This window comes from Geomonas oryzae (genome assembly GCF_004117875.1).
In the GTDB taxonomy this organism is placed as follows: domain Bacteria; phylum Desulfobacterota; class Desulfuromonadia; order Geobacterales; family Geobacteraceae; genus Geomonas; species Geomonas oryzae.
Genome location: NZ_RAHW01000002.1, coordinates 467,401 through 485,616 on the forward strand (window position 1 = coordinate 467,401; position 18,216 = coordinate 485,616).

Here is an 18,216-nt window from a genome sequence, read left to right on the forward strand (position 1 = left end):
GGACGCGTATTACGCCCTCATCGTGCGGTATGCGTGCACCGAGTAGAGCACCAAACCCGCCCAGATGAACATGAAGCTGATCAGGTGCGTGTGGGTGAAGGTCTCGCCGAAGAGTGTTATGGCGAGCAGGAAGTGCATCGTGGGGGTGATGTACTGGAGGAAGCCGATCGTTGCCAGACGCAGCTTCTTTCCGGCCGCGGCAAAGAGCAGCAAAGGAATCGCGGTTACCACGCCCGACATCGGGATCAGGATGTCCAGGGTGAGACCATGGGTGAGGAAGATGCCGGTCCCCTTCTGATTCAACTGCACCAGGTAGAAAAGAGCAATCGGCATGAGAAGCAGCGTCTCTACTGTAAGTCCGACAAGCGGCTCGACGTGCAGCATTTTCCGGATCAGCCCGTAGAGACCGAAGGAGAGCGCAAGCAGCAGGGAAATCCAGGGAATGGCGCCGTACTGGATGGCCAGGTACAAGACACCGGTGGCGGCGAGGCCGAGGCTGATCCATTGCGGGCGCTCAAGCCGCTCGTGCAGGAACAGAAATCCGAGCAGCACGTTCACCAGCGGGTTGATGAAATAGCCGAGGCTCGACTGCAGCACCTCGCCGACGCTGATGGCGTAGATAAAGACAAGCCAGTTGGTGGCGATGAGGATCGTGGTGATGAGTAGCACGCCCAGAGACTTGGGACGCTTGAGCACTTCGATGGTGCCGGGCCAGGCCCCCTTCCAGGTGATGAGCAGCAGCAAAAAGGCGAGCGACCAGACGATCCGGTGCGAGACCATCTCCAGGGGCGGTACGACCTTGACGGATTTGAAGTAGACAGGGAAGAAGCCCCAGCAAAGGTAAGCCGCCAGGCCGTAGATGACGCCCTGGCGGCTTTTTTGCGCGGCGGTGAGCTCGGTATGTTCGGATTTATCGCTCATGTAAGTGGGTCCATGCTCCTCCCCCCGGAGGGGGGAGGCTGGGAGGGGGGAAGACTGAAGCTAAGGACAGCTCCCTTCCCCCTCCCTAGCCCTCCCCCTCCGGGGGAGGGAACTGTTAGATGATCTTCAGCCCGCGCAGCAAAATGACGGTAATGGTAATCGGTGCCACGTATTTCACAAGGAACAGGAAGATGCTGATGATCGGCCCGTTCTGCAGTTGCCCGTCATTGGAAAGCGCCGCCCTCACCTTCTCCTCGCCCCAGACCCAGCCGACGAAGATGCAGATGAAGAGACCGCCTATCGGCATCAGGACGTTCGAAGTGAGGAAATCGTAGAAGTCGAACATGGTCATGCCGAAGAACTTGAAGTTCGCCATGGTGCTGTTGGAAAGCGCCGCGGTGGAACCGATCAGGGCCAGCAGGATCACGGTTAGTGCCGTCGATTTGAAGCGGGACACGCCGAAGCGCTGGTGCAGGTACGCTACGGGCACCTCGAGGATCGAGAGCATGGCGCCGGTGGCGGCGATGGCACCCAAGACGAAGAAGAGCACCACGAAGATGTTGCCGAACGGCATCTGCGAGAAGACGGCCGGGATGGTGATGAAGAGCAGCGACGGCCCAGCCTCGGGCTTGAAGCCGTAGGTGAAGACGGCCGGGAAGATCGCGATGCCCGCCAGGATGGACACGGTCAGGTCGGCAAGCATGACGCGCAGTGCGGTCATCGGGACGTTCTGGTCGTCACGGAAGTAGCTGCCGTAGGTGATCATGGTCCCCATGCCGACGGAAAGCTTGAAGAAGGCAAGGCCCATCGCGGTAAGAACGACGCCGCCGGTGACCTTTGAGAAGTCGGGGCGGAACAGGAACTCGAGGCCTGCGGCGGCGCCGGGGAGCATGAGGCTTCTGACGCCGATCATCACCAGGATGAGGAAGAGCACCGGCATGAGGCGCTTCGTGGTCTTCTCGATCCCCTTGGAAACACCGGCGACGATGATGGCGCCGACGAAGACCAGCACGAGGCACTGCCAGAAGACCGACTGCACCGGATCGGTGATCAGTTTCTCGAACCCCGCGGAGGTCACCTTGGGATCGGACGAAAGCACCGCCCCTGAGGCGGCCTTGAAGATGTAGGCGAAGACCCAGCCGGCGACCTCGGTGTAGAAAGCGAGGATAAGAAAGGCGGAGAGAACGCCCGCGGCGCCGATCAGCGCCCAGGATTCGTTCTTGGGATGCAGCACCTTGAACGTGGTGAGCGCGTCCGACTTGGAACGGCGCCCGAGCATGAGTTCGGCGACCATGACCACGAGGCCGGCCATGAGGGTCGAGAGAAGATAGACGATGATGAACGCAGCCCCGCCGTTAAGGCCGGTCAGCGCCGGGAACTTCCAGATGTTCCCCAACCCCACCGCAGAGCCGAGCGTTGCGGCGATTACTCCCAAACCGGTGGTAAAACTGTCCCGTGCCTTCGTTACTGTTACGTTTTGCATGAGTTCGTGCCCGAATACTTTGGGCTGCTCCCTTTAAAATAGCGGCGAAATTGCCGCGTGGTGTTGAATTGCCGAATCTATGGTAAATCATCTTCGCCCTGCGACACCGGCACTGCAGGCTCCCCCTCTCCCACCGGGAGAGGGTCGGGGTGAGGGCGCTGCAATAGGCGAGATTCTGCTAGCGGCGGCTCCCTCACCCGGCCTCCGGCCACCCTCTCCCAAAGGGAGAGGGAATGGACTGGGCACAGGAGAAGTCCACTATTTCTTAACGTGGGCGACCTGGCCGGATGTTATCTGGCAGAGTTGTTCCGGCGTCAGCGCGAAGACCGCATTCGGAGTGCCGGCTGCGGCCCAGAGCTCCTGGTAGCCGAGCAGGTCCTCGTCGATAAAGGTCGTAAGCGGCGCCGGATGACCGACCGGCGAAACGCCGCCGATGGCGTAACCGGTCTGCTCGCGCACGAAGTCCGGCGTCGCCCGCTCGATCTTCTCCCCGACCATTGCCGCCAGCGCCTTCTCGTTCACCATGTTGGAGCCGCTCGCCACCACGAAGACCGCCTTGCCGCTTTCCTTGCCGCGGAAAACAAGCGACTTCACGATCTGCCCCACCTCGCAACCGACGGCGTTCGCCGCGTCGACCGCGGTACGGGTGCTCTCACCCAGTTCCTTGACACGGCAGTCCACGCCGAAGCTGTTCAGTGCATCCTGTACCCTTTTCGCGCTCGCGCTCAATGCTGAATCCATTCCTGTCTTCCTCCTGCGAAAGTCGTAGAATCGGAAAACCGTTGTCCACGGAGAAAATCTGAGAAAATCGGAGAAAACCTTTAAACGGGTTAAAGCCTCTCTCAGATGTCCTCAGATTGTCTCCGTGGCTAATGGTTTATCGCTTTTAGCCGTAACCCTGGTGAACAGATACAGTCCCGCGAAGATGATCGATCCTCCCACCGTCTGGCGCGGTGTCGGGTTTTCACCTAAAAACACGGCAGCCCAGAGGATCGCTCCCAAAGGCTCGCCAAGTATGCTCACCGATACCACTGAGGCCTGCACGTAGCGGAGCACCCAGTTGAACACGGTATGCCCCAGAATGGTGCAGACCAGCGCCAACGCCACGAAGATGAGCCAGTCCTGCGCGGGATAGGGATAAAAAGCAACGCCGCCGACAGCTGCAGCACTACTCAGAGTCAGCGCGCTCGCGCCGTAGGTAACGAAGGTGTAGCCGGTAAGCGGAACGCCGTGACGCAGCCTGCGGCCGATCAGCAGGTAACCGGAGACCATGACCGCGGCGAAAAGCGCGAGAAGATCCCCGATGAACGCCTGCCGCCCGATCTGAAAATCGGTGGCACCTATGACCACGCTCCCCACGAAGGCGAGGAGACAGCCGTAAAGCGCCTTGCGCGGCACGCTTTCCCGGAAGAAGATCCAGGATCCGAGCACCACGAATAGCGGCTGCGTGGTCACGAGGACCACGGAACTGGCGATGGAGGTGTACTTGAGCGAGATGAACCAGGTGACGAAGTGCAGCGCGAGAAAGACGCCGCTCCCGGCGGAGAGGCCGATCTGGCGCGCGGACATGCCGCGCAGTGCGGGAGCACCTCCCCAAAGGGTGAAGGGCGCAAGAAAGCAGAAGGTGAAGATGAGCCGGTAAGCCGCGATCACCAGGGGGGGAGCCGTGCAGACCCTCACCAGGATTGAGGAGAAGGAGACAGCAAAAACCCCTACCAGGATGGCCAGGTAGGGGTTGATCCAAGGCTTGGTTGCGGCGGTTGGGGACACCCTACTCTCCCAGGTAAGCCTTTCTCACTTCGGGGTTGGACGCCAGTTCCTTGGCGTCGCCCTGCAGCACCACCTCGCCGGTCTCGAGGACGTAGGCGCGGTGGGCGATGGAGAGCGCCATGTTGGCGTTCTGCTCGACCAGAAGGATGGTGGTGCCGCTCGCGTTGATCTCCTGGATGATCTGGAAGATCTGCTCGACCAGCATCGGGGCGAGACCCATGGAGGGCTCGTCGAGAAGGAGCAGTTTCGGGCGGGACATGAGCGCGCGCCCCATGGCCAGCATCTGCTGCTCGCCACCGGAAAGGGTCTTCGCCGGCTGTTTCTTACGCTCGTTCAGACGCGGGAAACGCTGGAAGATCTTCTCCATGTCCGAGGCGACCTCGTTGTCGCTTCTCGTGTAGGCGCCCATCTCCAGGTTCTCGAGCACGCTCATCTTGGCGAAGACGCGGCGCCCTTCCGGTACCTGCGAAATGCCGAGCTTCACGATTTCGTGCGGCTGGAGCTTCGTGATCTCCTTGTCGAGGTAGGTGATCTTGCCTGCCACCGACGGGACGATGTTGGAGATGGTGTTCAGGATGGTCGTCTTGCCCGCGCCGTTGGCACCGATCAGCGCGACGATCTCGCCCTGGTTGATCTGGAAGGAAACGTTTTGCAGCGCCTTGATGGCGCCGTAATTAACGCTGATGTTCTCTACCTTAAGCATCCGCTGCTCCTTTGCCGAGATACGCCTCGATGACCTTCGGGTTCTTCCGGATTTCCTCCGGAGTCCCCTCGGCGATCTTCACCCCGTAATCGAGGACGGCGATGCGGTCCGAGATCCCCATGACGAACTTCATGTCGTGCTCGACCAGGAAGACGGTGACGCCGGTCTTGCTGATGGCTTTGACCATCTCGGCAAGTACCAGTTTCTCCTGCGGGTTCATGCCGGCGGCCGGCTCGTCCAGGAGGATGATCTGCGGCTTGATGGCGAGTGCGCGAGCGATCTCGAGACGGCGCTGTTCGCCGTACGGCAGGTTGCCGGCCAGCTCATACGCCTTGTGGGTCAGGTCCACCTGCTTCAGGCAGGCCATGGCCAGTTCCTTCAGCTCGGCCTCCTGGCGGCGTACCCAGGGCAGAAACTTCAGGGTGGCGCCGGTCAGGTCGAAGGTCCCCTGGGTGTGGGCGCCGATCAGGACGTTCTCCAGAACGGTAAGCTGGGTGAAGAGCCTGATGTTCTGGAAGGTCCTGCCGATGCCGGAACCGGCGATCTTGAAAGCGGGCTTTCCCGAGATGCTCTCGCCCATGAAGGAGATCTGCCCTTCGGTCGGGGTGTAGATGCCGGTGATCAGGTTGAACATGGTGCTCTTGCCGGCACCGTTCGGTCCGATCAGGGCCATGATGCTCCCCTTCTCGACCTCGAGGTTTACCTTGTCTACGGCGACCAGGCCGCCGAAGCGGATGGTGACGTTATCGAGTTTAAGAATGGACATGCTTTACTCTCGTTTCGTGAGTTATTTGTCTTGTTTCTGCTAGGCCTTGCCGGCCGGCTTCTTCCCGATGGCGCGCAGTAAAAGTTCGGTCACGTTCACGCCGCCCAGAAGCCCGTTGGGACGGAAGACCATGAGGAACACGAGAAGCGCGCCGTAGACCAGCATGCGGTACTGCGACATGAAGCGGAGGAACTCAGGCGCCGAGGCCAGAACCGAGGCACCGATCACCGAGCCGGGGACCGACCCCAGGCCGCCAAGAACGACCATGGACAGGATATCGACGGATTTGAGGAAGCCGAAATCCGAGGGGTTGATGTAGCTCAGGAAGTGGGCATAAAGGCCGCCGCCGATACCGGCCATGAAGGAGCCGAGCGCGAAGGCCTGGATCTTGTAACGTGCCGTGTTGATGCCCATGGCGTCGGCGGCGATCTCGTCCTCACGGATCGCCTTCAGCGCGCGTCCGAAGCGGGAGTTCTGCACGAAGGTCACCAGGACGATGGCGAGGATCGCTACGACCCAGACGTAGATCGGCATCGGGATGACGGTCTTGGCAGGAGGAACGGTAAGACCGAGCGCCTTGTTGGTCGGTTCGAAGTTCAGGAAGAAAACCTTCACGATCTCGGCAAAACCAAGGGTGCAGATGGCGAGGTAGTCGCCGGTCAACCTCAGGATCGGGAAACCGATCATGGCGGCGACGATCGCGGTGACCACACCGGTGACGGCAAGGTTGGCGAAGAAAGGAAGGCCGGTCTTGATGGTGACCATGGCGCTCGTGAAAGCACCGATGCTCATGAAGGCGGCGTGCCCCAGGGACAGCTGCCCGGTAAGGCCGGTGATGACGTTGAGCCCCAGCGCCAGCACGATAGCGATGCCGACGTTGACGAGGATCTGCAACATGTACGGGTCGATTGAGCCGACCAGGCTGTTCAGGAAGTCTGCCATCGAATCTATACCTTCTTTGTAATTTTTTGTCCGAGCAGGCCGGTCGGCTTGACAAGGAGGACCAACACCAGGATGGTGAAGGCGATCGCGTCACGGTAGGAGGAGTAGCCGATGGCTACGCCGAAGACCTCGGAGACGCCTAGCAGCAGGCCGCCCAACATCGCGCCGGGAATGGAGCCGATCCCGCCCAGGACCGCGGCGGCGAAGGCCTTGAGGCCGGCCATGAGACCCATGTTGAAGGAAACCGCGTTGAACAGAACCCCTACCAGCACCCCGCCCGCCGCAGCCAGCGCGGAACCGAGAGCGAAGGTGAAGGAGATGACGCGGTTTACGTTGATCCCCATGAGCGCGGAGGTGTTGTAGTCCTCGGAGGTGGCGCGCATCGCCTTGCCGATCTTGGTCTTCTGGACGATGAACTCGAGCCCCATCATGAGCGCAGCGGAAACCCCGATGATGAGGAGCTGCAGCGTCGAGATGTCAGCGGAGCCGACCTTGATCTGCTTGACGGGGAATGCGCCGTCGGGGAATCCTTTCGCGTCGGCGCCGAATACCATCAAGGCGAGCGAGCTTAAGAAGATGGAGACACCGATCGCCGAGATCAGCGCCGACAAGCGGGAGGACTTCCTGAGCGGGCGGTAGGCGATCAGTTCGATGACCACCCCCATGAGCATGCAGAAGACCATGGCGCCGATGATGGCGACGAATACGTTCACCTTGAAAGTGGCGACGAGGAGCAGGCCCACGAAGGCGCCCGCCATGAAGATCTCGCCGTGGGCGAAGTTGATCAGGGTGATGATACCGTAGACCATGGTGTAGCCCAAAGCGATGAGCGCATATACGCTACCTAAGGCCACGCCGTTTACTAACTGTTGTAGGAACATGTCGACTTCCTTCCGACTGGGATTGTTGGAGAGCTTTTCTTGCGGTATGACCAAAGCGGGATAATCCGCGTTCATCACCGGCGATTCACAAAAATAGAACAGCGGAATGCCATGAACGTATACCACAAAGTGCTTGAATTGTGCAAGGCATTGCTGTTCTTAGATCCAGGACGGTTGATGAGCGTTTGCTTAAAATAAAACACGACGCCCCGCACTTCCACTGGTCAGGCAACATGCCGCTGCGAGCGCCGCCGCTAGCTTTAATGAGCAGCGCGGCTCGACAGCGCGACACTTTACAACAGCTCCCCCTGTTTAGTAAAGGCAAACTTTTGATTGAATCGAAAATTGTTTGCATCTGTATCTTGACATCGCGCTTTGCGCCCGTTTTACACCCACTCTTTGTCAACTGCACCCAAAGGACGGTTACAGTCATAGCCATCCCTTGTTTAACCAAATCCAGGTACCACACGAAGCGCTGCACAAGCCTCAGCGTCCCCCCTTTTGCGAAGGTTCATAAGGGAATTCCGGGTAGCCAATGGTGTTACTTGTCTAGCAGAGAGCACGCCCTAACGTCCCCCCCTTTGCGAAGGGTGTATAGACCGGGGACATGGGTGACACATTTGAGATCGTTCCTACGGTCCTCCGTGGGAACGCACGTTAGGGACGCTCCAGCGTCCCTAAGCAGACGCCGGAGCGTCCGAGGCTTTGCGTTCCCACGCTGGAGCGTAGGAACGATGTGAATCTCCCCGTCCCCCCTTTGCGAAGGGGGAGCTCGCCCCCCATAGCCTTGACGAAGGGGGGACAGGGGGGATTTGCCTTTGATAGCTAACCCGATAAAAAAAACGCCGTGACACGAGGAGGTTGTCACGGCGCTAATTGCATTGAAAATGTTAGATTCTGTTTGTTTTACTATTCCGCTTCCGTCTTCTTTTCAAACCACCCGTACACGGCAGGGATGATCATGAGGGTCAGCAGCGTGGATGTGATGAGGCCGCCCACGACGACGGTTGCCAGCGGCTTCTGAATCTCAGAGCCGGTCCCACCGGCCAGGAGCATCGGCACCAGGCTGAAGATCGCGATCGATGCCGTCATAAGCACCGGCCGCAGACGATCGAGGGCGCCCTTTCGCACCGCCTCGTCCACCGAAAGCCCCTCCTCCCGCAACTGCACGATCCGGGAGACCAGCACCAGGCCGTTCAGCACCGCCACGCCGAAGAGCACGATGAAACCGACCGACGCGGGAACGGACAAGTACTGCCCCGAGAGGAACAGCGAGAAGATGCCGCCGATCAGGGCGAAGGGAAGGTTCGCGATCACCAGGAACGCGAGCCGAATGGACCGGAAGGTCACGTAGAGCAGAAGCAGTATGAGCGCCACCGCGACGGGACCTATGATCATGAGCCGGTTCATCGCCCGTTGCTGGTTCTCGAACTGGCCGCCCCAGGTGAGGTAATAGCCCGGCGGCAGCTTAACCTGCGAGCGAATCTTCTCTTTCGCCTCCGCAACGAAACTCCCGATATCCCTGCCGCTTACATTCATCTCGATGCCGATCCGCCGTACACCGTCCTGGCGGCTGATCTGCACCGGTCCTTCCATCATCTTCACTTCCGCCAGTTGCTCGAGCGGCACGTTCAACCCGGACTTGGTGGTGACGAGGAGGTTCCGGATCGCCTCGAGCGAGTTGCGCTTCTCCTCGGGGAGACGTACCGTGATGTCGAAGCTGCGGTTCGCCTCGTAGAAGGTGGAAGCGGCTTTCCCTGCCACGGCGATCTCGATCACCTTCTGCACGTCGCTTATGTTGAGACCGTAGCGTGCGATTTTCGCCCGGTCGATGGTCGCGGTCAGGTACGGCTGTCCCGAGACTTTTTCGGTGTTGAGGTCGGTGCCGCCGCGCACCTTGGCGAGCACCCTGGCGATCTCGGCGGATTTGTCGCGCAAGACGTTCAGATCATCGCCGAAAAGCTTCACGATGAGCTGCGCGCGCGTTCCCGCCACAAGCTCGTCGATGCGGCACTGGATCGGCTGGCTGAACCCGAAGCTGATCCCGGGGATCTTTTCCAGCTCTTCGCGCATCTCGTTGGTCAGCTCCTCCTTAGAGATGTCGCGTTTCCACCGCTCTTTCGGCTTGAAGACGCCTACGTATCCGGTCTTGTCGGGGCCGCGGGTATCGAGCGCCACGCCGGTCTGCCCGATGCGGCCGACCACCACATCGAGTTCCTCGAACTTCTTGAGCTTCTGCGTCGCCTGCTGGTTCACCTCGAGCGCCTTCGCAAGCGAGACGCCCGGGAGCATGGCGATGTCCATATCGAAGGACCCTTCATCCATGATGGGCATGAACTCGGTGCCTAGCCGCGTCACGAGGAAGAGGGAGAAGACGAGGAGTCCACCCGCGACGCCGAGCACCACTTTCCTGCGGTTGAGCGCGTACTCCAGAAGCGGGAGATACTGCTCCTTGGCGTACAGCATGATGCGGCTTTCCTTCTCGAGCTGCGGCTTGAGAAACAGGCTGCAAAGCACCGGGATGATGAAGATCGACAGAAGCAGCGAGGACAAGAGCGCGATGGCGACGGTGATGGCCAGGGGGCCGAACATCTTCCCTTCGATCCCCTCCAGGGTGAGGATCGGGATGAAGGTGAGCGCGATGATCAGCTCGCCGAAGATGCTCGGTTTGCGCACCTCCATCACCGCCTTCAGCACGGTAGCGAGTTTCGGCTGCCGCTCCCCCTCCTCGCTCAGGTGACGCTGCACGTTCTCTACCTGGATGATGGTGGTATCGATGATCATGCCGATGGAGATGGCAAGGCCGCCCAGCGACATGAGGTTCGCCGTGATGCCGGTTAGCTTCATCACGATGAAGGTGACCAGAAGCGACAGCGGCAACGCGAGCAATACGACGATGCTGCCGCGGATGCTGTTCAAGAGGAGGTACAACACGACGAGGACGAGGAGCGCCCCCTCGACGAGCGCCTTGTTCACGGTTCCCACACTCGCCTTCACGATGTCGCTTCTGTCGTAGTACGGCACCATCTTGATGCCGTCGGGAAGCATGTTGCTCTCGTTGATCTCCTTCACCTTGGCCGCGACGCGCGCCACGACGTCGCGGCTGTTCTCGCCCCTGAGCATCATCACGATGCCCCCGACCGCCTCGCCCTGTGCGTCCTTTATCGCGGCTCCCATGCGGACCGCCTCGCCGATTTTCACCTGGGCCACGTCGCGCAGGTAGACCGGCGTCCCCCCCTGCGACTTGAGGACGATGTTCTCGATGTCCGCAGTGGTCTGGATGAGGCCGACGCCGCGCACGATGTATTGGTCGGTGCCGCGCTCGAGGACGTTGCCCCCCACGTTGCTGTTGTTGTTCCCGATGGCGCCGTAGACGTCGTCCACCGTCACGCCGAACTTCAAAAGCTTCTCGGGAGAAACCTCCACTTGGTACTGCTTGAAGTACCCGCCGAACGAGTTGATCTCGTTGACGCCGGCAACCCCTTTCAGTTGCGGGGCGATGACCCATTCCTGGATGGTGCGCAGGTTGGTGAGGTAAGCGCGTTGCCCCTCGGGGGCCTTGGGCATCTTACCCTCGAGGGTGTACTGGTAGATCTCCCCCATCGCGGTGCCGATCGGCCCCATGGAAACCTCGACTCCCTTGGGAACCTGTTCGCGTGCCTCGGCCAGCCGCTCGAAGACGAGCTGCCTGGCGAAATAGATGTCGACGTTGTCCTTGAAGACGACGGTGACGATGGAAAGTCCGAACTTCGTTACCGAGCGGAGCTGTTCGATGTCGGGAAGCCCGCGCATCGCCGTTTCGATGGGATAGGTTACGTTTCTTTCGATCTCCTCCGCCGAAAGCCCGTCGGCGTGGCTCACCACTTCCACCTGGATGTTGGTGACATCCGGGAACGCATCTATGGGTAGTTTCAGATAGGAATAAAAGCCGAAGACGACGATCACCAACGCGAGGAAGATGACCATACCCTTTTGCTTCAGCATGAATGCGACTGTTTTTTCAAGCATGGGTGATGGTCTCCTTAGTGATCGTGCCCCTCGATTTCGCCCTTCTGCAGTTCCGATTTCAGGACGAAGCCGCCTTTCACGGCGAGCTGCTCCCCTTCCTTCAGGCCGGAGACGACCTCGACCATGCCGCCGGAGGCGCGACCGAGCCCAACCGCGCGGGGCTCGAACGCCCCCTCCCCTTCGGCCACGAAGATGAGCTTCTTCCCTTCCAGTTCCTGGACCGCCTCCTCGGGGACCGCAAGTACGGCGGGTGCATCCGCGGCAGTTGCGAGCTCCACCGTGGCGAACATCTCCGGCTTCAGCTTTCGTCCCGGGTTCGCCACTTCAACCCGCGCCTTTATCGTGCGGGTCGCCTCGTCGACCACATCGGCCAGGTAGGTGATCCGGCCGCGGAACTTCGCCGCAGGGAACGCGTTCACCATGACGGTCGCCGCCTGGCCGCGCCGGACCTTGACCAGGTCCTTTTCGTGGATGTCGACCAGCACCCAGACCGAGGAGAGGTCTGCGATGGTGTAAAGGCTCTTGGCGGGATCGGACAACTCGCCCACGATGGCATGCTTTTCCGTGATGACGCCCCCTATGGGGGAGCGGACCGGAAGCAACGGCTTCCTTCCGGCCTTCAGATCACCGGCGGACACGCCGTACAGCGCGAGCCGCTCCTGGTCGGTGTGCAGTTCCGTTTGTGCCGTCTTGAAGTCTGTCTCGGCCTGCAGGATCTCCTTGCGTGCCGCGATCTTCTTGTCCACGAGCGCCTTCACGCGCTCCATGTTCGACTGTGCGAGTGACAATCTGGTTTTGGACTGGTGATAACGGCTCAACGCCTCGCCCAGCTCGACGCTGTCGAGTGTGGCGAGCACCTGCCCCGCGCCGACGCTGTCCCCCAAGGACGCGCGCACGGCGACGATCTTGCCGGAAATGCGCGGCGAGACGTGGGCGATACGGTCCGCGTTGGCCTCAACCTTGCCGGTCGCGCTGATCACGCCGGGCATCTGCAGTTTCTTCGCGGCAGCGACGACCACGCCGTTCTTCTTTTGTATCTCGGCGGTCATCTTGACGAGCTTCTCTGCGTGCCCGTCATGGCCTCCATGCTCCTTATCCTCCTTGCCTTCCGCTTGTCCCTCTTTATTTTCGTCCCCGTGCCCCGCCTCGGCGTGCTCGGCGTGTTCGGCGCGCTCCCCTGCCGCCGGAGAGTTGGCGAGACGATAAGCTACGCCGCCGCCCAAGGCGATGGCGAGGATGAGTCCGATGATGATTCCCTTCTTGTTCACTGCGCACCTCCGTTCATGTCAGCGGCAACCGCCGATTCAAGTTTCGTAATGGCCATCTGCCGTGCATGCAGGGCGGTAAGGTAGCTTTCACTCACTTCGAAAAACTTCTTCTGCTCCTCGATCACCGCAAGGATGCCGACCTCGCCCAACCGGTACGCCTCCTGGGTAAGCTTCAGGTTCTCCTCGAGCTGACGCAGGACGCTGGACTTGTAGAGCGAAACCACCTTTTCCGCGTTGACGAGGCTAGCCCAAGCGCTCTCCACTTCGCGCTCGACACTGGCGACGGCGGCCTTGGCGCGGGTTTCAGCGCCGCTTTGCCTGGCTCTCGCCTCCTGCACCCCGGCGCGATTGCGGTCGAACAACGGAATCGGCATGGAAAACTTGAGGCCCACGGTGTAGGCGGTCTCTCTCCCCTCAACCCCGCTGATTTCCATGGAGCTTGCCTCGCGGGCCAGCGCAATCCCCGCAGTCAGGTTGGGAATCGCCTCGGCTTCGGCGAGCGTCACTTCTGCATCACTTTTAACTGCGGCTGCGCGAGCCGCCTTGAGGTCGGGACGATGGTCGAGGGCCAGACGCTTCAGCTCGGCGAGGGTTCCGATCTGCAGACGATCGTCGTCAAGGCTGCCGCTAAGGGACGGGGATTCCCCCGCAGGGAGAGCGAGCAGGGAGAAGAGCCTCGCGCCGGCTTCGATGAAGGTGCGCTCGGTATCGATGCGCGCGCCTTCGCTGCGGGCGAGTTCCACCTTGACGAGGTACATCTCCAGTTCGGGTATGTCCCCCGCGGCGAGACGGTCCTCGGCGACCTGGAGCAGTTGCTTGTTCAGTTCGATGGATTTATTGGTCAGGACTTGCCGCTCTCCTGCAAGCAGCGCGTCGTAATACGCCCCCTGAACCTGCTCTTTCAGATCGCGTTCGCGCTCGAGCACCTGCCAGCGGTATGCTGCCGCGTCACGCTCGACGACCATGCGGCGCTTGTTCCGCTTGTCGCCAAGCAGGAACTCCTGCGAGACGCCGAGAGAGAGGGTGCTGTCGGCGCGGCTGCCGGTCAGTGCTCCCGTCTCTCCCTCGATCTCAAGGGTCGGGTTGTGAAGAAGTCCGGCGCGCATAATTGAGGCATCGAGAATGCCTGACTCCTTGCGGAAGGAAACGATCTCCGGGTTGTTTTTGGTGGCGATTTCAACGGCCTGGCGCAACGTAAGGGACTGCGTATCGGCCAACACAGGTGCAGCTGCCAAAAGGCATAGGGCTACGGGCAGAAGAAGCCGCGCTCCCCTGAATGCTGTGGTTCCCAAAGGAAAAACCTCCTGGATCAGATTATGTAAAAGGTATGGCTGTGACGAAGCACGGCATGACGGTGCCGGCAAGGACGAGCCTCGGCGCGGGACGCATTACAGCCGCAAAGGGGAATTTAGGCGCGCAACTGAGGGGGGACGAACTTGGAGAGAAAGACTTCGGGAAGATGGACGAAACGATCAGTAGTCCGGATCTCGGAAAGTAGCGGGAGGTAAGCGAAGGAGAAATGTTCGACGTTCACGGAGAGATGACAGGCGCAATCGCAGCAGAGGTCGCAGCCGTCATGGTCGGAGTCTTCGGAGGGGCAAACGGGAGTGTCGCAGTCGCTGTTTTGCGGTGACAGGGATTGCTCGCAGCCCGCTTCGGCGACGCACCGCTGCATGGCATGTGCGCTGTCGAGTACGCCGCCCAGCAGGGTGCTGAAGGTCACGGCGAGAAGTAGTACGGAAAGGAATCTGATGGGGATGAAGGTTCTCATGCAGGGGTGAAAATAGCTAAGGCGCCGGAGCCGTGTCAAGGGAAAAGAAGGGAGGGGGCTGTCCCCTCCCCTGTTCATGTCGCAGGTTCCTCTACTTTATTCGTTATCGAGATGCGGTTCGTGCAGTTTGACCGGCTTGCCGCGCCGCATTCTCAGGTTGAGCATCTCGACCATGACAGAGAACGCCATGGCGAAATAGATGTAACCCTTGGGGATGTGCATCCCGAAGCCTTCGCCGATGAGCGAAACGCCGATCAGCAGCAGGAAGCTGAGGGCGAGCATCTTGATGGTCGGATGTCTTTCGACGAAGGCGCTGATCTTACCGGAAAAAAGCATCATGAATCCGACTGCGATTACCACCGCGGCGACCATGATGAAGAGCTGGCTCGCCATGCCGATCGCGGTGATGATGGAGTCGAGCGAGAAAACGATGTCCAGCAAGAGGATCTGCACGATGACGGCACCGAAGGTGGCGCCGACCTTGGAGGCGTGCACCACCTCTTCGCCTTCCAGCTTCTCGTGGATTTCCATCGTGCTCTTCCAGATAAGAAAGAGACCGCCGCTGATGAGGATCAGGTCGCGACCGGAGATCTCGTTGCCGAAGAGGCTGAAAAGCGGCGTGGTGAGCCCCATGAGCCAGGTAAGCGAGAAGAGAAGCGCCACGCGGATGAACATGGCGAGGCCGAGGCCGGTGAGCCTCGCCTTCTCCTGCAGGGCCGCGGGGAGCTTGCTTGCCTGGATGGAGATGAAGATGATGTTGTCGATGCCGAGCACGATCTCCAGCGCGGTCAGCGTGATGAGAGCCATCCAGACCTGCGGGTCGGTGATCCAATCCATTGTGTCTCCTGAAAAAAATCCTGATTAGCGATGACCTTCCGCTAGTCCCCCTCTCCCGGAGGGAGAGGGTGCCCGTAGGGCGGGTGAGGGCGTTGCGACGAAGTGAGTAGTTGCAACTGCCGATGCCCTCACCCTACCCTCTCCCGGAGGGAGAGGGAATGTGGACGTTGTGCAGCGGAAGATCATAACTAATCACGAAGGAATTGTTCGGACAAAGGAACGTCCCCTTTTATCCCCTCTCCCTGGTGGAAAGGGAGAATAGGCCGCCGTGTTAGCGCCTGACCGCCATCTGTTCGAGCCGCGCGATGCGCTCCTCCATGGGAGGGTGCGTCGAGAAGAGTTCCATCAGACCGCCACCAGTCAAGGGGTTCACGATGAACATGTGAGCCGTCGCGGGACTCGCCTCCTGCATCGGCAACTGGTGCGAAGCCATGTGCAGTTTCCTCAGGGCCGAGGCGAGCGCCAGCGGACGACCACAGATCTCGGCACCGGTGGCGTCGGCGAGGTACTCGCGCGACCTGGAAACGGCCATCTGGATAAGCATCGCGGCGATCGGAGCGATGATCGCCATGGCGAGCGACCCGACCAGACCGGCGATGCCGCCGCCGTCCTCGTCGTCGCTGCGGCCGGCGCCGAACATGGCACCCCACTGCAGCATGTTGCCGATCATGGAAATAGCGCCGGCGAAGGTGGCGGCGATGGTGCCGACCAGGATGTCCCGGTTTTGCACGTGGGCCAATTCGTGCGCCATTACCCCTTCCAGCTCCTCCGGCGAGAGGATGCGCAGGATCCCTTCCGTTGCGGCAACGGCGGCGTTTTGCGGGTTACGGCCGGTCGCGAAGGCGTTGGGGCTGTCGGAAGGTATGATGTACACCTTCGGCATGGGTAGCCCTGCGCGCATGGCGAGGTTACGCACGAGGTTGTAGAAGGTGGGGTGGTCGTGCTCGCCGATCTCCTGCGCGCCGTACATCTTGAGCACGATCTTGTCCGAGAACCAGTAGGAGAAGAAGTTCATGCCAAGGGCGATGACGAAGGCGGTGACCATGCCGGACCGCCCCCCCATGGCGCTACCCATGGTCACCATGAGAACGGTGAGAAGAGCCAGCAGAAATGTAGTTTTGAGTCTTTGCATAGTATTTACCTCTACGATTGAAGATGTCCCGAAGGACTTGTTTCGGCTGAGGGTAAATAAAAAGACCTTTACCCTCGGCATAGCTACCAGGATAAAGGTCTTGTTGACAGGATGTCTGCCCCGGTTCCGGGTCTTGCGACCGTATTGACGAAACTCGGGTCGGCCATGTCTCCGGCCGATAACTACTCCCCTTTAATGGTACGAAATATAATTTTTCCTATGACAGTTGTCAAGAGCAATCGGTAACAACAAAGACAGGGGAAAACCTAAAACCCAAACAAACAGGGATGAAGGGGATAAAGGGGATAAAACCAAAAACCATTTGGGTTTAAAACCCGCACGTATTTAAAGGTTTAAGCCTTTATCCCGTTCATCCCCTTCATCCCTGTTAAATGGTTTCAAGGTTTGTCTTTGCGCCTCCTCGTCTTTGCGTTGAAGATTTTGTTTTTGAGTGAAAAAAAAAGCGGCCCCGCCGAAACGGGGCCGCTTTGTGCTGCAAGGTCAGACGTTAGTCCATCTTGACGGGTACTTTCGCCTTGAGGACGAACTTGCCGTCTTTTACGTACAGGAGGGACAGCGGGCTCTTGATCGGCTCGCGGTTTGCCTGCATGCTGATGGTGCCGGAAACACCTTCGAACTTCTTGGTCTGTGCCAGAGCGGTCTTGAAGGTTTTCGCGTCAACGCTGTTAGCACGCTTCATGGAGTCGACGAGGAGCATCACAGCGTCGTAGCCCTGGGCGTCGAAGAGGCCCGGGAGCTCGCCGTTGTGCTTGGCTTTGAACGCCTCGATGAACTTGGCGGTAGCCGGGGATGCCTGCTCGGTGGAGAAGCCGAGAGCGGACATGGAGCCCTCGACGGCCGGGCCGCCCAGCTCGATGAATTTCGGGGAGAACAGGCCGTCGCCGCCGAACATCGGAGCCTTGAGGCCCTGCTTGCGCGCTTCCTTCATGATGAGGGCGCCTTCGGTGTAGTAGCCGGAGAACAGGATGACGTCCGGCTTCTTAGCCTTGATGTTGGTGATCTGGGCGGAGAAGTCCTTGTCGCCGTCCTTCACTTTCTCGTCAGCTACGATCTTGATGGACGGAACCTTGGCAGCCGCGTCGCGGAAGGTCTGGGAGAGACCCACGGAGTAGTCGTTGTTGTCGGAGGTCACGATGGCAACCTTCTTGAAGCCGAGGTCTTTCGCGAAGTACTCGATGCAGGCGGGAATCGCGATGGAGTCGAGCAGGGTGTCGCGGAAGATGTAGTCGCCTACCTCAACTACGCCCGGGCCGGTAGCGCCGGCGGAGAGGAGGACTACGCCTGCTTTCTGTGCGATCGGAGCGGCAACCTTGGTGATGCCGGTGGTCGGGTCGCCGACGATGGCGGTGACGTTGTCGCGGGAGATGAACTTCTGGGTAACAGAAGCGCCTTCCTGCTTGTCGCCGCGGTTATCAGCCTCGACGATCTCGATCTTCTTGCCGAGAACGCCGCCGGCAGCGTTGACCTCGTCGGCAGCCATCTTCATGCCTTCGAGAGTCGGCTTGCCGAACATGGCGACGTCGCCGGTGAGGGCGCCGAGGAAGCCGATCTTCACGGTGTTGCCGGCCGGCTTAGCAGCCTCGGGTGCAGCGGCCTCTTCCTTCTTCTTGCAGCCGAACGCGCCGACTGCGAGCATTGCGACGAGAAGCAATGCGCTCATCTTCTTAAAGCTCATGCAAGTACCTCCTTAGTTTGGTTGATTACATTGTGCCA

General features: G+C 60.1%; 15 protein-coding genes. All 15 read right to left on the reverse strand.

Annotated elements, in window-relative coordinates; all coding sequences use genetic code 11:
- Nucleotides 1–9: 9 nt before the first annotated feature.
- The 15 genes from rarD to D6Z24_RS06830 all read right to left on the reverse strand — a co-directional run bounded on the left by rarD (nt 10) and on the right by D6Z24_RS06830 (nt 18,178).
- Nucleotides 10–921: an EamA family transporter RarD gene (gene rarD, locus D6Z24_RS06760; protein ID WP_129125803.1), complete on the reverse strand. Its 912-nt coding sequence runs from the start codon at nt 919–921 to the stop codon at nt 10–12.
- Between the two features lie 115 nt (nt 922–1,036).
- The gene (locus D6Z24_RS06765) at nt 1,037–2,404 is read right to left on the reverse strand and encodes a sodium-dependent transporter (RefSeq protein ID WP_129125804.1); all 1,368 of its coding nucleotides are present in this window, start codon (nt 2,402–2,404) and stop codon (nt 1,037–1,039) included.
- Between the two features lie 258 nt (nt 2,405–2,662).
- Entirely contained in the window at nt 2,663–3,145 is a 483-nt protein-coding gene (locus D6Z24_RS06770) for a YbaK/EbsC family protein (protein WP_129125805.1), read from the reverse strand.
- 111 nt (nt 3,146–3,256) lie between these two features.
- The gene (locus tag D6Z24_RS06775; RefSeq protein WP_129125806.1) at nt 3,257–4,174 is read right to left on the reverse strand and encodes a DMT family transporter; all 918 of its coding nucleotides are present in this window, start codon (nt 4,172–4,174) and stop codon (nt 3,257–3,259) included.
- Nucleotide 4,175: 1 nt separating this feature from the next.
- Entirely contained in the window at nt 4,176–4,877 is a 702-nt protein-coding gene (locus D6Z24_RS06780; RefSeq protein ID WP_129125807.1) for an ABC transporter ATP-binding protein, read from the reverse strand.
- Entirely contained in the window at nt 4,870–5,643 is a 774-nt protein-coding gene (locus D6Z24_RS06785) for an ABC transporter ATP-binding protein (protein ID WP_129125808.1), read from the reverse strand. Before D6Z24_RS06785 ends, D6Z24_RS06780 begins: the two co-directional genes overlap by 8 nt.
- Nucleotides 5,644–5,682: 39 nt before the next feature.
- A complete protein-coding gene (locus D6Z24_RS06790; protein ID WP_129125809.1) occupies nt 5,683–6,585 on the reverse strand; it encodes a branched-chain amino acid ABC transporter permease in 903 nt (300 codons plus the stop codon).
- Between the two features lie 5 nt (nt 6,586–6,590).
- Nucleotides 6,591–7,466 carry a branched-chain amino acid ABC transporter permease gene (locus tag D6Z24_RS06795; protein WP_129125810.1) on the reverse strand — a complete coding sequence of 292 codons (876 nt, stop codon included), beginning with the start codon at nt 7,464–7,466 and terminating at the stop codon, nt 6,591–6,593.
- 909 nt (nt 7,467–8,375) lie between these two features.
- Nucleotides 8,376–11,474 (reverse strand): efflux RND transporter permease subunit, encoded by a 3,099-nt coding sequence (locus D6Z24_RS06800; RefSeq protein ID WP_129125811.1) that lies wholly within the window; start codon nt 11,472–11,474, stop codon nt 8,376–8,378.
- A 14-nt stretch (nt 11,475–11,488) separates the two neighbouring features.
- Nucleotides 11,489–12,742, reverse strand: a complete 1,254-nt coding sequence (locus D6Z24_RS06805) for an efflux RND transporter periplasmic adaptor subunit (RefSeq protein WP_129125812.1) — start codon at nt 12,740–12,742, stop codon at nt 11,489–11,491.
- On the reverse strand, nt 12,739–14,034 hold the full coding sequence (locus D6Z24_RS06810; RefSeq protein WP_129125813.1) for a TolC family protein: 1,296 nt from the start codon (nt 14,032–14,034) through the stop codon (nt 12,739–12,741). Before D6Z24_RS06810 ends, D6Z24_RS06805 begins: the two co-directional genes overlap by 4 nt.
- Nucleotides 14,035–14,150: 116 nt before the next feature.
- Nucleotides 14,151–14,513: a hypothetical protein gene (locus D6Z24_RS06815; protein ID WP_129125814.1), complete on the reverse strand. Its 363-nt coding sequence runs from the start codon at nt 14,511–14,513 to the stop codon at nt 14,151–14,153.
- A 96-nt stretch (nt 14,514–14,609) separates the two neighbouring features.
- Nucleotides 14,610–15,350 carry a TerC family protein gene (locus D6Z24_RS06820; RefSeq protein ID WP_129125815.1) on the reverse strand — a complete coding sequence of 247 codons (741 nt, stop codon included), beginning with the start codon at nt 15,348–15,350 and terminating at the stop codon, nt 14,610–14,612.
- A gap of 271 nt (nt 15,351–15,621) precedes the next feature.
- Entirely contained in the window at nt 15,622–16,482 is an 861-nt protein-coding gene (gene htpX, locus D6Z24_RS06825; RefSeq protein WP_129125816.1) for a zinc metalloprotease HtpX, read from the reverse strand.
- A gap of 508 nt (nt 16,483–16,990) precedes the next feature.
- Complete coding sequence (locus D6Z24_RS06830; protein ID WP_129125817.1) at nt 16,991–18,178, reverse strand: ABC transporter substrate-binding protein; 1,188 nt, start codon at nt 18,176–18,178, stop codon at nt 16,991–16,993.
- Nucleotides 18,179–18,216 lie beyond the last annotated feature (38 nt).

What these genes read in the sequence shown, in the direction of transcription:
- D6Z24_RS06785 (WP_129125808.1), bottom strand. Translation starts at nt 5,643, where the DNA reads ATGTCCATTCTTAAACTCGATAACGTCACCATCCGCTTCGGCGGCCTG.
- D6Z24_RS06795 (WP_129125810.1), bottom strand. Translation starts at nt 7,466, where the DNA reads ATGTTCCTACAACAGTTAGTAAACGGCGTGGCCTTAGGTAGCGTATAT.
- D6Z24_RS06765 (WP_129125804.1), bottom strand. Translation starts at nt 2,404, where the DNA reads ATGCAAAACGTAACAGTAACGAAGGCACGGGACAGTTTTACCACCGGT.
- D6Z24_RS06820 (WP_129125815.1), bottom strand. Translation starts at nt 15,350, where the DNA reads ATGGATTGGATCACCGACCCGCAGGTCTGGATGGCTCTCATCACGCTG.
- D6Z24_RS06790 (WP_129125809.1), bottom strand. Translation starts at nt 6,585, where the DNA reads ATGGCAGACTTCCTGAACAGCCTGGTCGGCTCAATCGACCCGTACATG.
- D6Z24_RS06780 (WP_129125807.1), bottom strand. Translation starts at nt 4,877, where the DNA reads ATGCTTAAGGTAGAGAACATCAGCGTTAATTACGGCGCCATCAAGGCG.
- D6Z24_RS06770 (WP_129125805.1), bottom strand. Translation starts at nt 3,145, where the DNA reads ATGGATTCAGCATTGAGCGCGAGCGCGAAAAGGGTACAGGATGCACTG.
- htpX (WP_129125816.1), bottom strand. Translation starts at nt 16,482, where the DNA reads ATGCAAAGACTCAAAACTACATTTCTGCTGGCTCTTCTCACCGTTCTC.
- D6Z24_RS06800 (WP_129125811.1), bottom strand. Translation starts at nt 11,474, where the DNA reads ATGCTTGAAAAAACAGTCGCATTCATGCTGAAGCAAAAGGGTATGGTC.
- D6Z24_RS06830 (WP_129125817.1), bottom strand. Translation starts at nt 18,178, where the DNA reads ATGAGCTTTAAGAAGATGAGCGCATTGCTTCTCGTCGCAATGCTCGCA.
- D6Z24_RS06815 (WP_129125814.1), bottom strand. Translation starts at nt 14,513, where the DNA reads ATGAGAACCTTCATCCCCATCAGATTCCTTTCCGTACTACTTCTCGCC.
- rarD (WP_129125803.1), bottom strand. Translation starts at nt 921, where the DNA reads ATGAGCGATAAATCCGAACATACCGAGCTCACCGCCGCGCAAAAAAGC.